Origin of the sequence: Bacteroides stercoris ATCC 43183, from assembly GCF_025147325.1 — a bacterium.
Taxonomy (GTDB): domain Bacteria; phylum Bacteroidota; class Bacteroidia; order Bacteroidales; family Bacteroidaceae; genus Bacteroides; species Bacteroides stercoris.
In genome coordinates, this window is record NZ_CP102262.1 from 17,864 (window position 1) to 37,462 (window position 19,599).

The 19,599-nt window shown below is 44.8% G+C and carries 19 protein-coding genes; 8 read left to right on the forward strand and 11 right to left on the reverse strand.

The window, feature by feature from the left end:
* Positions 1 to 82: 82 nt before the first annotated feature.
* Both NQ565_RS00065 and NQ565_RS00070 read left to right on the forward strand, forming a co-directional pair.
* Positions 83 to 1,756, forward strand: coding sequence for a long-chain fatty acid--CoA ligase (locus tag NQ565_RS00065; protein WP_022103304.1), 1,674 nt, complete (start codon positions 83 to 85; stop codon positions 1,754 to 1,756).
* A 157-nt stretch (positions 1,757 to 1,913) separates the two neighbouring features.
* Positions 1,914 to 2,120 (forward strand): hypothetical protein, encoded by a 207-nt coding sequence (locus NQ565_RS00070; protein WP_005657353.1) that lies wholly within the window; start codon positions 1,914 to 1,916, stop codon positions 2,118 to 2,120.
* A 222-nt stretch (positions 2,121 to 2,342) separates the two neighbouring features.
* On the opposite strand, the gene rplI is transcribed toward NQ565_RS00070, so the two are convergent.
* The 3 genes from rplI to rpsF are packed head-to-tail and all read right to left on the reverse strand — an operon-like array spanning position 2,343 to position 3,427.
* A complete protein-coding gene (rplI, locus tag NQ565_RS00075) occupies positions 2,343 to 2,792 on the reverse strand; it encodes a 50S ribosomal protein L9 (RefSeq protein WP_005657356.1) in 450 nt (149 codons plus the stop codon).
* A 15-nt stretch (positions 2,793 to 2,807) separates the two neighbouring features.
* Positions 2,808 to 3,080 (reverse strand): 30S ribosomal protein S18, encoded by a 273-nt coding sequence (gene rpsR, locus NQ565_RS00080; protein ID WP_004288442.1) that lies wholly within the window; start codon positions 3,078 to 3,080, stop codon positions 2,808 to 2,810.
* 2 nt (positions 3,081 to 3,082) lie between these two features.
* Positions 3,083 to 3,427: a 30S ribosomal protein S6 gene (gene rpsF / locus NQ565_RS00085; RefSeq protein WP_005657357.1), complete on the reverse strand. Its 345-nt coding sequence runs from the start codon at positions 3,425 to 3,427 to the stop codon at positions 3,083 to 3,085.
* 148 nt (positions 3,428 to 3,575) lie between these two features.
* Between rpsF and NQ565_RS00090 the strand changes: the two genes are divergently transcribed.
* Both NQ565_RS00090 and NQ565_RS00095 read left to right on the forward strand, forming a co-directional pair.
* Entirely contained in the window at positions 3,576 to 4,022 is a 447-nt protein-coding gene (locus NQ565_RS00090) for a MarR family winged helix-turn-helix transcriptional regulator (RefSeq protein ID WP_005657359.1), read from the forward strand.
* A 143-nt stretch (positions 4,023 to 4,165) separates the two neighbouring features.
* The gene (locus tag NQ565_RS00095; RefSeq protein WP_005657360.1) at positions 4,166 to 4,342 is read left to right on the forward strand and encodes a hypothetical protein; all 177 of its coding nucleotides are present in this window, start codon (positions 4,166 to 4,168) and stop codon (positions 4,340 to 4,342) included.
* 81 nt (positions 4,343 to 4,423) lie between these two features.
* Here the strand turns inward: NQ565_RS00095 and rprY are convergent, their stop codons facing one another.
* From rprY to NQ565_RS00130, 7 genes are all read right to left on the reverse strand, one after another.
* Entirely contained in the window at positions 4,424 to 5,125 is a 702-nt protein-coding gene (rprY, locus tag NQ565_RS00100; protein ID WP_005657361.1) for a response regulator transcription factor RprY, read from the reverse strand.
* A 5-nt stretch (positions 5,126 to 5,130) separates the two neighbouring features.
* On the reverse strand, positions 5,131 to 6,672 hold the full coding sequence (locus NQ565_RS00105; RefSeq protein ID WP_005657362.1) for a sensor histidine kinase: 1,542 nt from the start codon (positions 6,670 to 6,672) through the stop codon (positions 5,131 to 5,133).
* Positions 6,673 to 6,933: 261 nt separating this feature from the next.
* Positions 6,934 to 9,090, reverse strand: a complete 2,157-nt coding sequence (locus NQ565_RS00110) for an elongation factor G (protein ID WP_005657363.1) — start codon at positions 9,088 to 9,090, stop codon at positions 6,934 to 6,936.
* A gap of 190 nt (positions 9,091 to 9,280) precedes the next feature.
* A complete protein-coding gene (locus NQ565_RS00115) occupies positions 9,281 to 9,796 on the reverse strand; it encodes a methylated-DNA--[protein]-cysteine S-methyltransferase (protein ID WP_005657364.1) in 516 nt (171 codons plus the stop codon).
* A gap of 212 nt (positions 9,797 to 10,008) precedes the next feature.
* Positions 10,009 to 10,821, reverse strand: a complete 813-nt coding sequence (nagB, locus tag NQ565_RS00120; RefSeq protein WP_005657365.1) for a glucosamine-6-phosphate deaminase — start codon at positions 10,819 to 10,821, stop codon at positions 10,009 to 10,011.
* A gap of 38 nt (positions 10,822 to 10,859) precedes the next feature.
* Complete coding sequence (locus NQ565_RS00125) at positions 10,860 to 12,059, reverse strand: FprA family A-type flavoprotein (RefSeq protein WP_005657367.1); 1,200 nt, start codon at positions 12,057 to 12,059, stop codon at positions 10,860 to 10,862.
* Positions 12,060 to 12,123: 64 nt separating this feature from the next.
* The gene (locus NQ565_RS00130) at positions 12,124 to 13,050 is read right to left on the reverse strand and encodes a TIGR01212 family radical SAM protein (protein WP_016661869.1); all 927 of its coding nucleotides are present in this window, start codon (positions 13,048 to 13,050) and stop codon (positions 12,124 to 12,126) included.
* Between the two features lie 250 nt (positions 13,051 to 13,300).
* Here NQ565_RS00130 and NQ565_RS00135 point away from each other — a divergent pair, with 250 nt between their 5' ends.
* The 4 genes from NQ565_RS00135 (at position 13,301) to NQ565_RS00150 (ending at position 18,873) form a co-directional block, all read left to right on the forward strand.
* A complete protein-coding gene (locus NQ565_RS00135; protein ID WP_005657371.1) occupies positions 13,301 to 14,452 on the forward strand; it encodes an MFS transporter in 1,152 nt (383 codons plus the stop codon).
* Between the two features lie 162 nt (positions 14,453 to 14,614).
* Complete coding sequence (locus NQ565_RS00140) at positions 14,615 to 16,831, forward strand: S9 family peptidase (protein WP_005657372.1); 2,217 nt, start codon at positions 14,615 to 14,617, stop codon at positions 16,829 to 16,831.
* The gene (gene lipA, locus NQ565_RS00145) at positions 16,832 to 17,695 is read left to right on the forward strand and encodes a lipoyl synthase (protein ID WP_005657374.1); all 864 of its coding nucleotides are present in this window, start codon (positions 16,832 to 16,834) and stop codon (positions 17,693 to 17,695) included.
* A gap of 59 nt (positions 17,696 to 17,754) precedes the next feature.
* The gene (locus NQ565_RS00150; protein ID WP_005657375.1) at positions 17,755 to 18,873 is read left to right on the forward strand and encodes a hypothetical protein; all 1,119 of its coding nucleotides are present in this window, start codon (positions 17,755 to 17,757) and stop codon (positions 18,871 to 18,873) included.
* On the opposite strand, the gene NQ565_RS00155 is transcribed toward NQ565_RS00150, so the two are convergent.
* Positions 18,839 to 19,543 (reverse strand): SAM-dependent methyltransferase, encoded by a 705-nt coding sequence (locus tag NQ565_RS00155; RefSeq protein ID WP_005657377.1) that lies wholly within the window; start codon positions 19,541 to 19,543, stop codon positions 18,839 to 18,841. The genes NQ565_RS00150 and NQ565_RS00155 overlap by 35 nt on opposite strands.
* Positions 19,544 to 19,599 lie beyond the last annotated feature (56 nt).

Here is a 19,599-nt window from a genome sequence, read left to right on the forward strand (position 1 = left end):
GTCTAAATCACATTTTCACGACAAAGGTACACATTATTATTATATTTTTCCTACTTTTGCACAATTCATCAAAAAACGTGCAATGATACAAGAAAACTTTATCAAGCTATACGAGCATAGTTTCCGCGAGAATTGGGATCTTCCCTGTTACACCGATTATGGAGAAAACGAAAGTTATACCTATGGAGAAGTAGCGCAGGAAATTGCCAAATTACACCTTCTGTTCAAGTATTGCAGCCTGCGCCGCGGCGATAAGATAGCAATTATCGGCAAGAATAATGCCCGTTGGTGCATCGCTTATATGGCGGTTATCACCTATGGCGGCATCGTGGTTCCTATTCTGCAGGATTTCAACCCCAATGATGTACATCACATCGTCAATCATTCCGAATCGGTATTCCTCTTCACCAGTGATGCCATCTGGGAGCATCTGGAAGAAGAACGGCTTACCGGATTGCGCGGTGTATTCTCTCTCAACGATTTTCGCTGTTTGTACCAGCGTGACGGAGAGACTATCCAACGTTTCCTCAAACATCTGGGTGATAAAATGGAAGAAACTTATCCGAATGGTTTCACACGGGAAGATGTAACTTATACCGACCTCTCCAACGACAAAATAATGTTGTTGAACTATACTTCGGGTACAACAGGCTTCAGTAAAGGTGTCATGCTGACAGGAAACAATCTGGCAGGTAACGTAACTTTCGGCATACGTACCGAACTGCTGAAGAAAGGAGATAAAGTACTCTCTTTTCTACCACTGGCACACGCTTACGGTTGCGCTTTCGACTTCCTGACCGCTACGGCCGTGGGTACACATGTCACACTGTTAGGAAAAGTTCCTTCTCCCAAAATCCTGATGAAGGCGTTTGAAGAAGTAAAGCCAAACCTGATTATAACCGTCCCCCTTGTTATCGAAAAGATATACAAGAACGTCATCCAGCCTATTATCAACAAAAAGTCCATGAAATGGGCGCTCAGCATTCCTTTGCTGGACGGACAGATATATGGGCAAATCCGTAAGAAATTGGTAGATGCGTTAGGTGGCCGATTCAAAGAAGTGATTATCGGTGGCGCTGCCATGAATCCGGAAGTGGAAGAATTCTTCCATCGCATCAAATTTCCTTTCACCATCGGATACGGCATGACGGAATGCGCCCCGCTTATCAGCTACGCTCCCTGGAACGAATTCGTAACCACTTCTTCCGGACGGGTACTTGATATTATGGAAGCCCGCATCTATAAAGAAAATCCGGATGACAGACTTGGCGAAATACAGGTACGCGGTGAGAATGTAATGGTTGGATATTATAAAAATCCGGAAGCCACCAAAGAGGTTTTTACTGAAGACGGTTGGCTACGTACCGGCGATTTAGGTACTTTGGACGAGCATAACAACCTTTATATCCGTGGGCGCAGCAAAACTATGATTCTTAGCTCCAGCGGACAAAATATTTTCCCGGAAGAAATAGAAGCCCGCCTCAACAATATGCCGTTCGTTTTGGAAAGCCTTGTGATTGAGCGCAACAGGAAATTGGTAGCTTTGGTCTATGCCGACTATGAGGCACTGGATTCTTTAGGGTTGAACAATCCGGAAAACCTGAAGACCATCATGGATGAAAATCTCAAGAATCTGAACAACAGCGTTGCCGCTTACGAAAAAGTCAGCCAAATACAGCTTTATCCTACAGAATTTGAGAAAACCCCGAAAAGAAGTATCAAAAGGTATTTATACAACAGCATTGCAGAGGATTAATATGTTATAGAACATGCTTGAAGAGGGCAAAATGGGCTTTCCTCAAAAAAAAGTATAAAAAAAGTTGGGTTTTGGAGAACAACATATCCAAAAAGTACATACCTTTGCAGCGTTTTAATAAAGCAATTGATTGTATTACGTTTTAAAAGTAAAGAAAATGAAAAAATTAGTTTTGATGGCCGTAGCTATCGTAGCAGTATCTTTCGCATCTTGTGGTAACAAAGCAGCTAACGCTGAACAAGCAACAGCTGATTCAATCCGTATCGCTGACTCAATCGCAGCTGTAGAAGCTGCAGCAGCTGAGGCAGCAGCATCAGTAGCTGATACTACTGCAACAGATAGCGCAGCAGTTGTAGCTGAATAATTTCAGAACAACAATTAGAGAGAATTGAAAGTCTGACGTACGAAAGTACGGACAGACTTTTTTTATATCCAATCAGCACAAGAAGACATCTTGCCATTTAAACATCTGTCTTATCATGAAACATCACTCCATCCCAAATAAATAACCGGGAAAGGGAGAAAATCAAAAAAGTCCGGCTTCTTTTCAGAAACCGGACTTTTCCTTTTATATAGAATTCTATATTTATGCTTCCTCAGCAACTACTTCAAAAGGAATTTCCACAGAAACTTCCTTGTGCAGCTTAACGATAGCCTTGTAGTTACCAACTTCTTTCACTGCATCCTTAACAACGATAATCTTACGGTCGATGTTGTGACCCAGTTTAGCCAGCTCGTCAGCAATCTGGATGTTGCCTACAGAACCGAAGATAGTACCTGTAGCACTAACCTTAGTAGCAATCTTCAAGGATACGCCTTCCAGCTTAGCAGCCAGTTCTTCAGCATCCTTTTTGATTTTCTCCAGCTTGTGAGCGCGTTGTTTCAGCTCTTCAGCCAGCATTTTCTTTGCAGAAGGAGAAGCGATGACAGCTTTTCCTGTCGGGATGAGGTAGTTACGACCATAACCGGATTTAACGGTTACGATGTCGTTCTTATAACCCAAGTTTACGATGTCTTCTTTCAATATAATTTCCATACTTTCCTCCTCCTATTATTTCATCATGTCAGTTACATAAGGCAGCAACGCCAAGTGACGTGCTCTCTTCACAGCTTGAGCTACACGACGTTGGAACTTCAAAGAAGTACCGGTAATACGACGCGGAAGGATTTTACCTTGCTCATTCAAGAATTTCTTCAAGAATTCAGGGTCTTTGTAGTCGATGTACTTAATACCACTCTTTTTGAAACGGCAGTATTTTTTCTTCTTAACGTCTACTGAGGGCGGAGTTAAATATCTGATTTCTGATTGAACTTGTTGTGCCATGATTAATCCTCCTTTTTAGTTGATTTAACACTTCTTCTCTTCGCAGCGTACTCTGCAGCGTACTTGTCTTGCTTGAAAGTCAAGAAACGGATTACGCGCTCGTCACGACGGAAGTTGATTTCCAATTTCTCAATTACAGTAGGTTCTGCATTGAACTCAATCAGCTGATAGAAACCGGTTGACTTCTTCTGGATAGGATAAGCCAGCTTTTTCAGTCCCCAGTTTTCTTCATTTACAATCTCAGCACCTTCAGCAGTAAGGATGCCTTTGAATTTTTCTACCGCTTCCTTCATCTGAACATCAGACAAAACGGGAGTCAAAATGAAAACGGTTTCGTATTGATTCATACTCGTTTAATTAAATAAATAAATTATTTGTTTATTAAATGCGGGTGCAAAGGTAGGCATTTTATTTTGAACTGCAAAAATAAGCGGACTTATTTTGTATTGTATCCAAGTTGTACTATATTTGCAAAGTTGTTTAAACAATAATTTCATGATAGAGCAATTTAACTTTGACATCCAGCTGATATTCGCTATTCTGAATGGTAAGGTATCTGCCGCGATTAACCGTAAATTATCACGCAACTTCAGGCAGAATGGTTTGGAAATCACTCCGGAGCAGTGGACTGTCCTCATCTTTTTATGGGAAAAAGACGGAGTTACGCAGCAAGAGTTGTGCAATGCAACCTTTAAAGACAAACCCAGCATGACCCGCCTTATAGATAATATGGAGCGCCAGCATCTTGTAGTACGCATTTCCGATAAAAAAGACCGCCGCACCAATCTGATACACCTTACTAAAGACGGAAAGGAACTGGAAGAGCGCGCCCGCGTCATAGCCAACCAGACGTTAAAGGAAGCATTGCAAGGCATCACCATTGAGGAGCTGAGCGTGAGCCAGGAAGTGCTGAGAAAAATATTTTTCAATACGAAAGACTAACCGTAAATCCATAGGGAAGAGCTGAAAACCAACTAAATTAAGCGAATAATAGTTTTTTTGCAAAAATAATTTCGCTTGTTAAAGAATTATGCTTTTCTTTGTGACAAGAATACGAAAATAATAATCTATTAAAATACACACACATGAAAGGCTTATTAAAAAATCTGGGATTGATATTAATCTTGGTAGGAGCTGTAATCCTGGTTGCATGTTCTTTTACCGGCAATGTAAACAACAACGCGATTCTGGGCACCAGCGCTGTTTTAATTGTAATAGGATTGATTTCTTACATTCTTATCAACAAGAGAATTGCGGATTAATACCGAGAAAAAGAAATAAAAAAAGGCGATTGCACTGCAACCGCCTTTTTTTATTTTCCATTGTCCGAAGCCGGATTCCCATCAGGACTCGGCTTCCGGAGTTATCAGTTTATATCCCTTTCCGTGAATATTGATAATCTCGATAGATTCATCTTCTTTCAGGTGCTTACGCAATTTGGTGATATATACGTCCATACTACGCGCATTGAAGTAGTTATCGTCAATCCAGATAGTCTTCAATGCAAAGTCACGTTGCAGGATTTCGTTGGCGTGTGCACAAAGCAAGCCCAGCAATTCGGATTCTTTTGTAGTCAGTTTGGTCTGCTTTTCAGGCGTTGACAAAATCTGTTTCTGGGTATCAAACGTAAACTTACCAATCTTGTAAATGCTGCTTTCTTTGTTCTTCTTGCCACGGACACGTCTCAAGATAGCTTCAATTCTGAAAGTCAGCTCTTCCATACTGAACGGTTTGGTGATATAATCGTCCGCACCGATTTTGAAACCTTCCAGAATATCTTCTTTCAAGGTTTTGGCCGTCAAGAAGATAATAGGAATTTCCGCATTTGCTGCGCGAACCTCCTGTGCCAAAGTAAAGCCATCCTTCTTCGGCATCATCACGTCAAACACACACAGGTCATATTTATTCTTCAGGAAAGCCTTGTATCCTGCTTCTCCATCGGGATATAACTCGGCAGCGTAACCTTTTGCCTGTAAATATTCTCTTAAAAGCATGCCAAGATTCTCATCATCTTCGCACAATAAAATACGCAGTTTCTCATCCATATCAATCAATTTTTTAATAGAGGTAATGCAATAATAAATTTAGTTCCAACATTCAGTTCGCTTTCCGCACGGATGGTCCCCTTATGGTCTTGAATAATCTTCCTTACATAAGCCAGTCCGAGTCCGAACCCCTTAACATCGTGCAGATTACCTGTATGCACGCGATAGAACTTATCAAATATCTTTTTCAAGTTTTCTTTCTTAATACCTATACCGTTGTCTTGCACCGAAATCATCACTTTACCCGGTTCATTCCAGGTCTTCACCATCAACTGCAAGTCCACATCCGGTCTTTTATACTTCACCGCATTATCCATGAGATTGAAAATCACATTCGTGATGTGCATTTCATCTGCAAAGATTATCGGATCGGTTGCTTTCAAGTCCGACTCAATCTTCCCGTTGTACCGTTCCACTTTCAAGGCAAACGTATTGATTACGCCGGTAATCAGTTCATTGGTATCCAATTCCTTCATTTTCAACGTCGCCTTCTGCCGGTCGAACATCGACATCTGGAGAACCTTCTCTACCTGGAACCTCAACCGCTTCGTCTCATCATTAATGACACCCGATATATGCTGGAACATTGCCGGAGATTTGCCTACCGCCGGGTCTTTCAGCATCTGCGCCGCCAACGAAATGGTTGAAATCGGCGTCTTGAATTCGTGCGTCATATTATTGATAAAGTCATTCTTCATCTCCGTCAGCTTCTTTTGGCGGAACACGATGTAAATCGTGAAGATGAACGTTATCAACAGCACAAAGGTGAATATCATCGATGGAATCATAAAGCTGACCGAATCGAAGATATAATCCCTCTTGCCGGGAAAATGTATCTTGACGATACTCATACGGGCAGGCGGGTCGTTCAGGAACAAGGGCTGCGAGTAGGAACTCTCACTGCCTTCATCGCTGTAATCCGAACAGCGATACACTTCCCTGCCGTCCCGGTCTATCACCTTAAAGTGATAGTTCAACTCGATACCGTTGTCAATCAACCCCGATTTCAGATACTGGTCCAGATTCTTAAAATTCACCCGTTCTTCTATCGGCCGGCTACTGGCACGGTAAATCATCTGCCAGGCCACCTCATCCAGCAAGGCGCGTTGATACAGATAACGGTTCTTTATGGCATCCGCCAGCGAACGCGATGTCTGGGGTATCGTTTTCGTTCCGTGTTTACGCGAAATCATTGCCCTGGGCAGTTCTGATGCTTCGTTGGTAAATGTCTTCAGTTCGATAGCCGAATACCTTGTACCGTCCGGTGATGTAACCGTAAAACGCTGCGTCTGCACCACTCCCTTACCTTGTGAGCTTTGCTCCCACGCTTTCTTCTCAGCCTCGGAGATATCCTCCCGCAACCAACGGTCGACCTCCGCAGACTCCACATCTTTTGAAGCAGCCATCAAAGCACGCTTCACCGATTCATCGAATTGCTCGTTACGCATCTTCACCATTTCCTCAATATAGCTGATCTGCAGATACAGCAAACTGATGAAGGAAAGGCCCATAACGACGCCTAATATCCATATTGTCGACTTTTTCATAGTCACAAAATTAACACTCCCTAATTAACACTCCTAACAAATTAACCTGATTTAACCGGGTGTTCTCGTTAATTAACCGTAGCGTGTTTTTTAAGTTGTATTACGAGCATTATAACAAAATGAGACACCTTTGGTTTGCAAATTTAATAAAAAATTAAATATTAGCATTCACATTCTCCTTCATTCTTAACCAGTGTTAATAAAAAAGCCGTTATTCCTCACAATGAGCGAACAACGGCTTTCACGATTTATTAAAATACTTTATTCGTCAGCCTGCTTTGCTTCAAATTCCTTGATAAGTTTATCCTGTACGTCGCTCGGTACAAGTTCGTAGCTGGCAAACTTCATAATGAACGAAGCGCGCCCGCCCGTCAACGAACTCAGGGCCGTAGAATAGGACGACATCTCTTTCAAAGGCACTTTGGCAATCAGCTTTTCATAACCGGCTTCGCTACTCATACCCATAATCATGGCGCGGCGTCCTTGCAGGTCACCCATCACATCACCCATCTTGTCGGAAGGAACAAACACTTCCACATCGTATATCGGTTCCAGAATCTTAGGACCGGCATTCTTGAACGCTTCGCTGAACGCATTGCGACCGGCCAGCATAAAGGAAATTTCATTGGAATCCACCGGGTGCATCTTACCGTCGTATACGATAACGCGCACATCGCGGGCATACGAACCGGTGAGCGGACCTTGCTCCATACGGGACATGATACCTTTCAGGATAGCCGGCATGAAGCGGGCATCGATAGAACCGCCCACGATACTGTTGACAAACACCAGCTTGCCGCCCCACTCCAGCGGAACTTCCTCAACGCCTTTCACGTTCATCTTGAATTCCTGCCCGTTGAACTTATAGGTTTCCGGCATCGGCATGCCTTCATAATAGGGCTCTACAATCAGGTGGACTTCACCGAACTGTCCTGCTCCACCGGATTGTTTCTTATGGCGGTAGTCGGCACGGGCAGCCTTCGTGATGGTTTCACGATACGGGATACGCGGTTCTTCGAACTTAACCTGCAATTTCTCGTTATTCTCCAAACGCCATTTCAATGTACGCAGGTGGAATTCACCCTGTCCGTGCACAATGGTCTGGCGCAACTCCTTGGACTGGTCGATAACCCATGTCGGGTCTTCCTCGCGCATACGGTTCAGGATAACCATCATCTTTTCCGTATCGGCTTCATTCAGCGGCTTGATGGCGCGGGAATATTTGGAATTCGGATATTTAATGAAGTTGAAACGATTCTCAGCCCCTTTGGCATTCAGCGTATTGCCCGTATGCACATCCTTCAGTTTCACCGTGCAGCCGATATCACCGGCTACCATTTCCTCCACCTTGATACGGTTGGCTCCTGCACATGCGTAAATCTGCGCAATACGCTCCTTAGAACCGCGGTCGGCATTGGTAAAGTCTTCTCCTTCGTGTACCTTGCCGCTCATAACCTTGAAATACTGCACATCACCGATATGCGGTTCAACGGCAGTCTTGAAGAAATACAGGGAAGTAGGTCCGTTGGAATCGGGGTTCACAACTTCGCCGCGTGTATTGTGCACCGGAGGCATTTCGTCTACAAACGGAACGACATTACCCAGGAACTCCATCAAACGGCGCACACCCATATCCTTGCCCGCACATACGCAGAATACGGGGAACATACCGCGGGAAGCCAATCCTTTGCGGATGCCCTCGCGCATCTCGTCTTCGGTCAGAGAATCCTGTTCGAAGAATTTCTCCATCAGGGTTTCATCGTGTTCGGCAGCGGCCTCCACCAATGCTTTATGCATGGCAGTTGCTTTCTCCATCTCCTCAGCGGGAACATCTTCGATTGTGGGTGCTCCGCCTTCCGGTCCCCACGAATATTTTTTCATCAGAAGTACATCAATCAACGAATTGAAATTAGGTCCGGTAGCCAGCGGGTATTGAACGGGAACCACTTTTGAACCATAAATTGATTGCAGTTGCTCCAATACCATATCATAATCGCACTTCTCATGGTCGAGCTGGTTTACCAGGAAGATAACCGGTTTGCCCAGCTTCTCCGTATAGCGGAAATGATTTTGAGTACCTACCTCGGGGCCGTATTGTCCGTTCAGCAGCAGGATAGCCGTATCGGTAACGTTGAGTGCCGTCATGGCCGCTCCCACAAAGTCGTCACTGCCCGGACAGTCTATGATATTCAGCTTCTTACCGTTCCACTCCACATGGAAAACGGTGGAAAACACAGAATAGCCGTATTCCTGCTCCACCGGAAAGTAATCGCTGACCGTATTCTTGGCAGTAATTCTGCCGCGACGTTTTATAATACCACTCTCAAAGAGCAGCGCTTCCGTGAGAGTGGTTTTACCCGAGCCGTCATTGCCAAGGAGGGCAATGTTCTTAATTTCATTCGTCTGATATACTTTCATGATATATAAGATTTAAAGTGAATACTCAGCATGCTTCCGTATGCCATTATTTTAGTGAGCCGCAAATTAGAAATTAATCAAAAGAAAAGCAATAAAACGTCTGTGTTACTAAACTATGTTATGTAACACATCGGCTATATACCTTATTATATGGTATCCGGAAAAGCTGCACTTCAGCCTGTAATCAATATCACAAAACCCCTTCCAGCTCAAGTAATCTCTGTTTGGAGCCAAGCCCGCCGCCGTAGCCGGTCAAGGAACGGTCACTGCCGATTACCCGGTGACAAGGAACAAATATCGACATCGGATTTGCTCCATTGGCATTAGCTACCGCACGCACTGCCGCAGGTCTGCCGATGCGTCGTGCCACTTCTCCATAGGAAACTGACGTGCCGAAAGGTATCTTCAACAATTCACTCCACACTGTCTTCTGAAAATCCGTACCTATGAACAGGAGCGGTATATCGAATGTCTGCCGCTTTCCGGCAAAATACTCGTCCAACTGTTGCCGGGCGCTTTCGATTACAGCCGAAGTACCTTCCTCAAATTCGGCATTCCACATCCGTTTCAGTCTGTTGTCCACCCGGGCACTATGCTTTTCCGTCCGCCAGTCGCAAAGACAGAGTTTATCGCCTATCGAACCAAGCAACAGCACGCCGCAGGGCGATTGATAGGGATTGACTATGATTTTATTCTTATCTTTCATACAGCAGAAATAGGATAATTGCATCTATCTGTTTCCAATTTTAAGAGTTTGAAAATGAAAAAACACCTGTTACGCTATCACGAAACCGGATACATATACCTGATTACGGTCATATTAAAGCGTAGCAGATAAATTTCCTTACAAGTAAAAACCGCCCGTCCTCTCACAACAAAGAGAAGAACGGGCGGCCGTTTATCTAAAATGTATCGTTCTTATTTCAGCAAAGACTCCGGGTCGAGATGGTTTGCCTCGATGTCTTTGAAATAACGGTATGTACCGACTTTCAGCTCTGCCGTAGCAGCATCGTCGCAAACGATGATTCCCTTTTCATGCATCTGCAGCGCGCTGATTGTCCACATCTGCATCACAGGTCCTTCCACCGCATGATAAAGGGCACGGGCCTTGTTGTGGCCATTTACGATAATCATCACTTCCCTTGCGCTGAGCACAGTGCCTACACCTACGGTCAAAGATGTTTTGGGCACTTTGTTTACATCGTTGTCAAAGAAGCGGGAGTTGGCAATGATGGTGTCGGTAGTCAGCGTTTTCTGACGGGTACGCGACGACAAGGAAGAGCCCGGCTCGTTGAAAGCGATGTGTCCGTCGGGACCGATACCACCCATGAAGAGGTCGATACCGCCGTAAGACTTGATTTTTTCCTCATAACGTGCACATTCGGCATCGAGGTCGGCAGCGTTTCCGTTCAGGATATTGGTATTTTCCGGCTTGATATCGATGTGGCTGAAGAAGTTGTTCCACATAAAGGAATAGTAGCTTTCGGGGTGTTCCTTCGGCAAGCCTACATATTCGTCCATGTTGAAAGTCACTACGTTCTGGAAAGATACAATACCTTTCTTGTTCAGGTCGATTAAGGCCTTGTACATACCCAGAGGCGAAGAACCGGTGGGACATCCCAATACAAACGGTTTTTCAGGGGTAGGATTGGCAGCCTTGATTTTGGCAGCTACATAATGTGCCGCCCACTGTGATACGGATTGATAATCCGGTTGAATGATTAGTCTCATTACAATTATTTTATCAGGTTAATAAATTAGGGGTAACTTTATTGTCTGTCTTTCTTCAAACGCTCCGCCATGGCGCGTGCCAGATTCTCGCATTGCTCGTAGGTAATGTCCTTCATGGCCTGCTTCATTTCCACCGGATCGCCCACGATTTCAAACTTACTTTTCTCGGCAAATTCGCCCATGCGCTTCACGGCTGCACCTGCCCAGCAGAACGAACCGAAGTAACCCAGATAACGGCCTTTCACCTCGCGTACCAATATCTTGGAGAGCAGTGATTCTATCTCCGGATAAATCTGGTTGCTATACGTGGGACTTCCGATTATCAGACCCCTGTATTTGAATATATCGGCTATGATGTAAGACGGATTACTTTTGCTGACATTGTGCATCACAATATTTTTGATGCCCTGAACGGAAAGTTCCGCAGCAATGGCTTCCGCCATTTGTTCGGTATTGCCGTACATGGAACCATAGACAATGACAACACCCTCTTCGGCCGCATACCGGCTCAAGCGATCGTAGATGCCGATAACCTTGGCGATATTATCCGTCCATACCGGTCCGTGAGTGGAGCAGATGGTGGAGATGGGCAGACCGCCCAGCTTTGCCAATGCCTTCTGCACGGGAGAGCCGTACTTGCCCACGATATTGGAGTAATAACGAACCATTTCGTCCCAATACTTATCCAGATTCATGCGTGTATCAAGGAATCCCCCATCGAGCGTACCAAAGCACCCGAAGCCATCGCCGGAAAACAGCACGCCTTCCGTTTCGTCGAAGGTCATCATGGTTTCGGGCCAGTGCACCATCGGAGTCATATAGAAACGGAGCTTGTGGTGGCCCAAGGCAAGAAAGTCTTCATCTTTTACCATATATTGCTCGCCCGTCACGCCATAGAAACCTTCTATCATACCGAAAGTCTGCTTGTTGCCAACAATGATGATGTCGGGATAATGCTGTTTGATTAAGCGGATAGAGCCGGAATGGTCCGGTTCCATATGGTTGATGATAAGATACTGGATGGGACGTTCGCCGATTATGCTCTTTATCTTCCGAAGATATACCTCAAAGTAACAAATATCTACAGTATCAATCAGCGCAACCGTTTCATCGTCTATCAGGTAAGAGTTGTAAGACACTCCGTAAGGCAATGGCCACATACCTTCAAACAAATGCTTATTGCGGTCATTCACTCCCACATAGTGGATTTTTCCTTTTATCACTGTTTTTGGGTTCATTGTTATTATCTTCTAATTTAGATTGATTCCATATTTAATCAGCGGCAAAAATAAGTCTTTTTTCTCACATTTCATACTTCTTTCCTTGATATGCGTCAAGTTCCTTCATTCTTTTTTGCACCCGGTGGTTAAACTCATAATTTTTCAGTCCCCAGTCGGGTGCAATAAGCAGCTCTTTGGGAGATTGGGAGACGAAGCGTTCCAGAACAATATCCGGACGGAGATGCTCTACATAGTCCACCACGAGGTCAACATATTCATCGACATTGAAAAGATGGAAGTCTTCGGGATTCCGTTCATATTCCAAAGCCATACGGGTGCCGCGTATCAATTGCAACTGATGCATTTTCAGCGTAGTAAGCGGTAAACGCGACAGGTCCTTCGCCTGTGCCACGATACTGCGGTGAGTCTCGCCCGGCAGCCCCAGGATTACATGTCCGCCGGTCAGTATTCCGCAAGCAGCCGTACGCTCCACCGCATTGACGGTAACTTGAAAAGTATGCCCGCGGTTAATGCGGCGGAGTGTCTCGTCGCGAGTACTCTCAATACCGTATTCCACCAAAAGGAAAGTATGCTTGTTGAGATTTTCCAGATACCGCAGCAAATCATCGGGCATGCAGTCGGGACGTGTACCGATAACCAGCCCCACCACTCCGTCTACCGCCAATGCCTCTTCATATTTCCGCTTCAAGGACTCCAGCTCTCCGTACGTATTGGTGTAAGCCTGAAAATATGCCAGATACTTCATTTCGGGATATTTATGCGCAAAGAAACGCTTTCCTTCTTCCAGTTGCAGGGCTATCGGCTTCTCGGTACGGCAGTAGTCGGGATTGAAAGTCTGGTTATTGCAGTAGGTACAGCCGCCGTACCCCTTGCTCCCGTCACGGTTGGGACAGGTAAACCCGGCATTCAACGAAATTTTCTGTACCTTATACGGAAAATAACGTTTCAGGAAAGAAGGAAATTCATTATAAAGAGGAGTCGCACTCATAAGCCTATGTTATTTAGAAACAAAAGTAAAACTTTTCTTCGATTTTTACTAATAGAAAACGGATTAGATATGTTAACAACTGCCATGGAAGAGGCACATATTCGTCAACAAATACATTTCAGAGTCCGATTACATATTCTACATGCAAATTTATAATACCGGAAGCATAGCGATTGAAATAAATTCATAACTTTGTATATAATATGGAAAGACACAACAAAATATTCCTACCATCAAAAAAAACATTTGTATGAATAGCGGTTATCATAAGAATCTTGTGTTCACGGCAGCGTGCATCGGAATGTGTTTTTTCGGTGTTTCAATGATTACATTGGGTTCGGTACTGCCTTCTCTCGTCACAAAACTGGAATTAAGCGGACTGCAAACTACGTCACTGGTAACCTTTCTTCCCATCGGCATGCTGGCCGGTTCGTTGATTTTCGGTCCTATTGCGGACCGTTTCGGACACAAAGCATTGTTGGTGCCCAGTTGCATCATCGTATTATCGGGATTGGAAGGACTGATATTCTTCGAAAGCATCCCGCTCCTTCAAATCTCCATTGTAGGCATAGGTCTGGGCGGCGGCATCCTTAACGGTGAAACCAACGCCTTGGTTTCCGACATCTCCGGAGAATCCGAAAAAGGCTCCCGGATCAGCTTCCTGGGAGTGTTCTACGGGTTGGGAGCGCTTGGCATACCAAGCCTTTTGGGAATCCTGTCCGAGCATTACTCTTTTGAAACCATCCTGCAAGGTATAGGCATCATTATGCTGGCAGGTATATTGTTCTGCATCCCCATACGTTTTCCCGCACCCAAACAAGCACAGGGATTTCCTGTAAAGGAAGGATTAGGCCTGCTGAAAGAAAGCAGCCTGCTGCTGCTCAGCTTCATTCTATTCTTTCAAAGCGGCATTGAAGGAGTATGCAATAACTGGTCCACCAGTTATTTCGGTCAGGTAACCGACATACCTGCCAATCAGGGATTGATAGCACTCACCTGTATGGTTGCCGGACTCACCGTAGCACGTATGCTGCAAATCGTACTTTTCAAAAAGATACAACCGGCAAAGGTGCTCCCCTACAGTCTTATCCTCACTGCAACAGGCTTTGCCCTGCTGACAGCAGCTCCCGGTTTCATACGGACTGCTGCAGGAATGGCTGTAATAGGAATGGGATTATCGTCTACTTATCCGGTTATCCTGAGTATTCTCGGAACCCGCTACCCTTCATTGTCGGGAACGGCATTCGGCATAGCGCTCGCCATCGCCCTTATAGGACAAACTGCCATGAACGGACTGATGGGAATGGTTTTCACATATGACAACGGCATCGTGCTTTACCCTTATATAATGATAGGTTCACTGGCTATCATGCTTGTTTTGTTTAAGCGTTCACTCAAATAAATTATTTACCCTCTGCATTCTGCCGGGAATTATTAAAGAAAACTCACGACATGGTGGAAAAGCCGGAAAAATTTCCTGACACAAAACGGAATTTATCATTAATTAATTAGATTAGATTTTCGCTTTATCGTATATTTGCCCTGAATAACCGAATTAAGAGATATGAAAAAAATAAGTTTTGCACTTTTTTTCTGCCTTTGTGCACTGGCAGGCTTTGCCCAGAACAGCAAGCCACTCGATTTGAAAGAAATCGTATCCGGAGAATTTATCCCTCAAAACATTTCGGGTGTCATCCCTATTCCGGGAGACGGCGAACATTATTCGCAAATGAATGCGGATAAGACACAAATCATCAAATACTCTTTCAAGACAGGTAAATCGGTAGAAGTGCTGTTCGATGCGGCTACTGCCCGCGAGTGTCCATTCAAGAAGTTCGACAGCTACAGCTTTGCTCCGGACGGCAGCAAATTGCTTATTGCAACAGAAACAGTGCCTGTATACCGCCACTCTTATACAGCAGTACATTATATATATAGCCTGAAGCGGAATTTGGACGGCAAGATAAACAATGTAGTGGAGAAACTGTCGGACGGCGGACCGCAACAAGTCCCCATCTTCTCGCCCGATGGAAACCAAGTGGCTTTTGTGCGCGACAACAACATCTTCCTCGTTAAATTACTTTACGGCAACAGCGAAAGCCAGGTGACTGAAGACGGCAGCCGCAATGAAGTGCTGAACGGCATTCCCGACTGGGTATACGAAGAAGAGTTTGCATTTAACCGTGCCTTGGAATTCAGTCCCGACAGCAAGATGCTGGCTTTCATCCGTTTCGACGAACGGGAAGTTCCCTCTTATACTTTCCCGGTATTTGCCGGAGAAGTGCCTCATATTGCCCCTTACGAGAAATACCCGGGAGAATATACTTATAAATATCCCAAGACAGGTGAAAAGAATTCAAAAGTATCCGTACATACTTTTGATATCAAATCCAAAGTAACCCGCAAAATCAATCTTCCTTTGGAAGAAGGCGGCTACATTCCCCGTATCCGTTTCACACAAGACCCGAACAAGCTTGCCATCATGACGCTGAACCGCCACCAGAACCGGTTCGACTTGTATTTTGCCGACCCTCGCAGTACCGTATGCAAGTTGGCCGTACGTGATGAGAGCGGCACTTATATCCGCGAGAATGTATTTGACAACATCATTTTCTATCCGGAGACTTTCAGTTTTGTCAGTGAAAGAAACGGATACAACCACTTGTACTGGTACAATATAAACGGAAATCTTATCAAACAGGTCACTTCCGGCTCATACGAAGTACAGGATTTTCTGGGTTATGACCCCGAAAACGGAAGTTTTTATTACAGCAGCAACGAAGAAAGTCCGCTGCGCAGCGCTATCTACAAGATAGACCGCAAAGGCAAAAAAACAAAGTTATCATCGCATACAGGGACAAATAGCGCCCTGTTCAGTACAGACATGAAGTATTTCATGAACCGCTATTCAAGCCTGGACATTCCGACTGTCATCACCCTGAACGACAATAACGGCAAAACGCTGACCACACTTGTAGATAATGCCGCACTGAAGCAGAAATTAAACGGATATGATATGCCGAAGAAAGAATTCTTCTCTTTCCAGACCTCCGAGGGCACTGAACTGAATGGCTGGATGATAAAGCCGGCAAACTTCTCCGCAAGCAAAAAATATCCGGTTCTGATGTATCAGTACAGCGGTCCAGGCTCGCAGCAGGTACTTGACAAGTTCGGCGTGAGCTGGGAAACTTACATGGCTTCCCAAGGCTATGTCATAGTGTGCGTAGACGGACGAGGCACGGGCGGACGCGGTGCGGAATTTGCCAAAAGCACCTATCTGAATCTCGGTGTCAAAGAAGCCAAAGACCAAGTGGAAACCGCCCTGTACTTAGGACGCCAACCTTACGTAGATAAAAATCGTATCGGAATTTGGGGCTGGAGTTATGGCGGCTACATGACCATTATGAGCATGAGCGAAGGAACTCCCGTATTCAAAGCCGGAGCAGCCGTTGCTCCGGTTACCGACTGGAACTATTACGATACCGTATACGGCGAACGTTTCATGCGTACCCCGAAAGAAAATGCCGAAGGTTACAAAGCCTCGTCCGCCTTTACCCGTGCCAACAACTTGCATGGCAATCTGTTGTTGGTACATGGCATGGCGGATGATAACGTTCATTTCCAGAATTGCGCGGAATATGCCGAACACCTCGTACAACTTGGCAAACAGTTCGACATGCAGGTTTATACCAACCGCAACCATAGCATCTTCGGAGGCAACACCCGTCTGCATCTGTATACCAAATTAACGAACTTCTTTAATCGGGAATTGAAAAAGTAAATGAGCGAAAGAGTACGTAAGCCGGAATGGCTCAAAATAAGTATCGGTGCCAACGAACGTTATACCGAGACAAAACGCATTGTAGAATCCCACTGCCTGCACACGATATGCAGCAGCGGACGTTGTCCCAATATGGGAGAATGTTGGGGAAAAGGTACGGCCACTTTTATGATAGGGGGAGATATCTGTACCCGTTGCTGCAAGTTCTGCAATACACAAACAGGCAAGCCCATGCCGCTTGACCCGCAAGAACCGGTGCACGTAGCCGAATCCATCGCCTTAATGAAGCTCTCCCACGCCGTTGTCACTTCCGTAGACAGAGACGACCTGCCGGATTTGGGAGCCGCCCATTGGGTGCAAACGATCCGCGAAATCAAACGCCTCAACCCGGATACGACCGTTGAAGTACTGATTCCAGACTTTCAGGGCAGAAAGGAACTCATAGACATGGTTATCGAAGCCCGGCCGGAGATAATCTCCCATAATATGGAAACCGTAAAACGTATCAGTCCGCTGGTACGGAGTGCTGCTCATTATGAAACAAGCCTTGAAGTATTGCGGCAGATATCCGAAAGCGGCACTGTTGCCAAATCCGGCATTATGGTAGGATTGGGGGAGACTCCGGATGAAGTGGCAGCGCTCATGGACGACCTGCGCGACGCAGGTTGCCGGATACTCACTATCGGACAATATCTGCAACCTACGCATAAGCATTATCCCGTAGCAGAATATGTTACCCCTGCCCAATTTACCGCCTACAAGGAACTCGGATTAAAAAAAGGATTCACCCAGGTAGAAAGCGCACCATTGGTCCGTTCGTCCTACCATGCAGAAAAATCAACCCAATATCTACAAAAAAAATGAAATAAAGAACATTTTATACCGGCTGTTTGTTGAATAGGAAACGGCAAAATAGCGTAGTAATGGGCAAGCAACGAATTCTATCATCTAAGTTTAATATGTCGCTCGGATATATTCCCGTTATTATATCCATTATATTATGTGAATTCATAATACAAGACATTGCTATCTACATCGGTGCAGGCGTAGGTGTGTTGTCCAGTATCTATATGTGGCAGCGCAAGGGGCCGCATATCCCCCAATTCATATTATACAGCACGACAGGAATGTTACTGTTATTGACAATAACTTCCTTTTTTTCCGCTGATTATTGTCCGGAAGCAATGTTTCCGTTTACGCTGGAAATCAGTGCGATTATACCTCCGCTCATCATCTTTCTGAATAGAAGACGCTTTTTGAACTATCACACAGCCCAGACCCATAAATGCTGCAAGCAGTTTTTTGCACAAGGAGCCGAAGCCGCCATAGTATCGGCCCGTGTATTACTGCTCATCGGTTTCCTGCATTTTCTTATCATATCGCTTGCCATATTGTTCGGGCATCCGCTGAACGATACGCTACGCTACATTTTATTCCGTATCATGCCGCCCTGCGTATTCATACTGGGTATCTTGTTCAATCAGTTCGGCATATACTATTTCAACAAGATAATGAGTCATACCGTATTTGTACCTATCGTGACAAAAAAAGGAGATGTTATTGGAAAAGCAATGGCCTCAGAAGCCATCAACCGGAAAAACGAATATATCAATCCCGTTATCCGCATCACCGTAACTTCACACGGTATGCTGTTTTTACTGCCCCGTCCTCAATGCAGCATACTCGAAAAAGGCAAAACGGATATATTAATGGAGAACTACTTATTGTATGGAGAAACTCTGGAACAAGGTGCTGAAAGAATCTTACAAGAAATCCTTCCCTCAGCTCCGCCCCAAAATCTCCACTTCTGTTTCATGTACCACTTTGAGAATGAAATTACCAACCGCCTGGTCTACAACTTTATCCTTGACCTGAACAATGATTCCATCCTATGCAACAAAAAGTTCAAAGGCGGAAAACTTTGGACATTCCAGCAAATAGAGCATAACCTTCACAGAAACTTTTTCAGCAGTTGTTTCGAACGTGAATACGAACACACAAAAGAAATTATTTATACAAGAGAAAAATACAAGGAATTTTAGACAAATCGGGAACCTTCCCTTTCCATTCTTTCACCGTTTTCGTTTTAATATACTCTCCCTCACATGTAATATCGGCAGCAATGCAAAGTTTGGTCTGAGGACGGCAGTTATGCAGAATATCCTCTATCATCTTATTGTTACGATAGGGAGTCTCTATAAAAAGCTGGGTCTGATGCTCATTATACACGCGTTGTTCCAACGCTTTCAGTTTCTTGGCACGCTCACCGAGTTCAATAGGCAAATATCCGTGAAAGGCAAAACTCTGTCCGTTAAAACCGGAACCCATAACCGATAATATGATTGAAGAAGGCCCGACCAAAGGAACCACCCTCAAGTTCTTACGCTGCGCTATAGCCACCACATCCGCCCCCGGATCGGCAACAGCCGGACATCCTGCCTCGGAAATCACTCCCATTGGATTTCCTGCCTCAAGCGGTTTCAAATATCCGGATATATCTTCCGGTGAAGTATGCTTATTGAGCGTATAGAACGTAAGCGAATCAATATCTATTTCCCTGTCGACTTTCTTCAGGAAACGACGTGCCGAACGCACATCCTCCACTATAAAATGACGGATACCTAAAATCACTTCTTTATTATAAGAGGGTAATACGGTTTCAACAGGAGTATCGCCTAAAGTAACAGGCAACAGATAAAGAGCAGTTTCCATGTAAATCAACTAAAGAAATAAAAATAGAGTGGTAAGATTTATAAAGGGATATAAAA

Excerpts from the sequence above, each read along its gene's own strand:
- lipA (WP_005657374.1), top strand. The coding sequence starts at position 16,832 with ATGAGCGAAAGAGTACGTAAGCCGGAATGGCTCAAAATAAGTATCGGT.
- NQ565_RS00105 (WP_005657362.1), bottom strand. The coding sequence starts at position 6,672 with ATGAAAAAGTCGACAATATGGATATTAGGCGTCGTTATGGGCCTTTCC.
- NQ565_RS00135 (WP_005657371.1), top strand. The coding sequence starts at position 13,301 with ATGAATAGCGGTTATCATAAGAATCTTGTGTTCACGGCAGCGTGCATC.
- NQ565_RS00090 (WP_005657359.1), top strand. The coding sequence starts at position 3,576 with ATGATAGAGCAATTTAACTTTGACATCCAGCTGATATTCGCTATTCTG.
- NQ565_RS00155 (WP_005657377.1), bottom strand. The coding sequence starts at position 19,543 with ATGGAAACTGCTCTTTATCTGTTGCCTGTTACTTTAGGCGATACTCCT.
- nagB (WP_005657365.1), bottom strand. The coding sequence starts at position 10,821 with ATGAGACTAATCATTCAACCGGATTATCAATCCGTATCACAGTGGGCG.
- NQ565_RS00115 (WP_005657364.1), bottom strand. The coding sequence starts at position 9,796 with ATGAAAGATAAGAATAAAATCATAGTCAATCCCTATCAATCGCCCTGC.
- NQ565_RS00150 (WP_005657375.1), top strand. The coding sequence starts at position 17,755 with ATGGGCAAGCAACGAATTCTATCATCTAAGTTTAATATGTCGCTCGGA.
- rpsR (WP_004288442.1), bottom strand. The coding sequence starts at position 3,080 with ATGGCACAACAAGTTCAATCAGAAATCAGATATTTAACTCCGCCCTCA.
- NQ565_RS00110 (WP_005657363.1), bottom strand. The coding sequence starts at position 9,090 with ATGAAAGTATATCAGACGAATGAAATTAAGAACATTGCCCTCCTTGGC.
- NQ565_RS00125 (WP_005657367.1), bottom strand. The coding sequence starts at position 12,059 with ATGAACCCAAAAACAGTGATAAAAGGAAAAATCCACTATGTGGGAGTG.
- NQ565_RS00095 (WP_005657360.1), top strand. The coding sequence starts at position 4,166 with ATGAAAGGCTTATTAAAAAATCTGGGATTGATATTAATCTTGGTAGGA.
- NQ565_RS00065 (WP_022103304.1), top strand. The coding sequence starts at position 83 with ATGATACAAGAAAACTTTATCAAGCTATACGAGCATAGTTTCCGCGAG.
- rprY (WP_005657361.1), bottom strand. The coding sequence starts at position 5,125 with ATGGATGAGAAACTGCGTATTTTATTGTGCGAAGATGATGAGAATCTT.
- NQ565_RS00130 (WP_016661869.1), bottom strand. The coding sequence starts at position 13,050 with ATGAGTGCGACTCCTCTTTATAATGAATTTCCTTCTTTCCTGAAACGT.
- NQ565_RS00140 (WP_005657372.1), top strand. The coding sequence starts at position 14,615 with ATGAAAAAAATAAGTTTTGCACTTTTTTTCTGCCTTTGTGCACTGGCA.
- rplI (WP_005657356.1), bottom strand. The coding sequence starts at position 2,792 with ATGGAAATTATATTGAAAGAAGACATCGTAAACTTGGGTTATAAGAAC.
- NQ565_RS00070 (WP_005657353.1), top strand. The coding sequence starts at position 1,914 with ATGAAAAAATTAGTTTTGATGGCCGTAGCTATCGTAGCAGTATCTTTC.
- rpsF (WP_005657357.1), bottom strand. The coding sequence starts at position 3,427 with ATGAATCAATACGAAACCGTTTTCATTTTGACTCCCGTTTTGTCTGAT.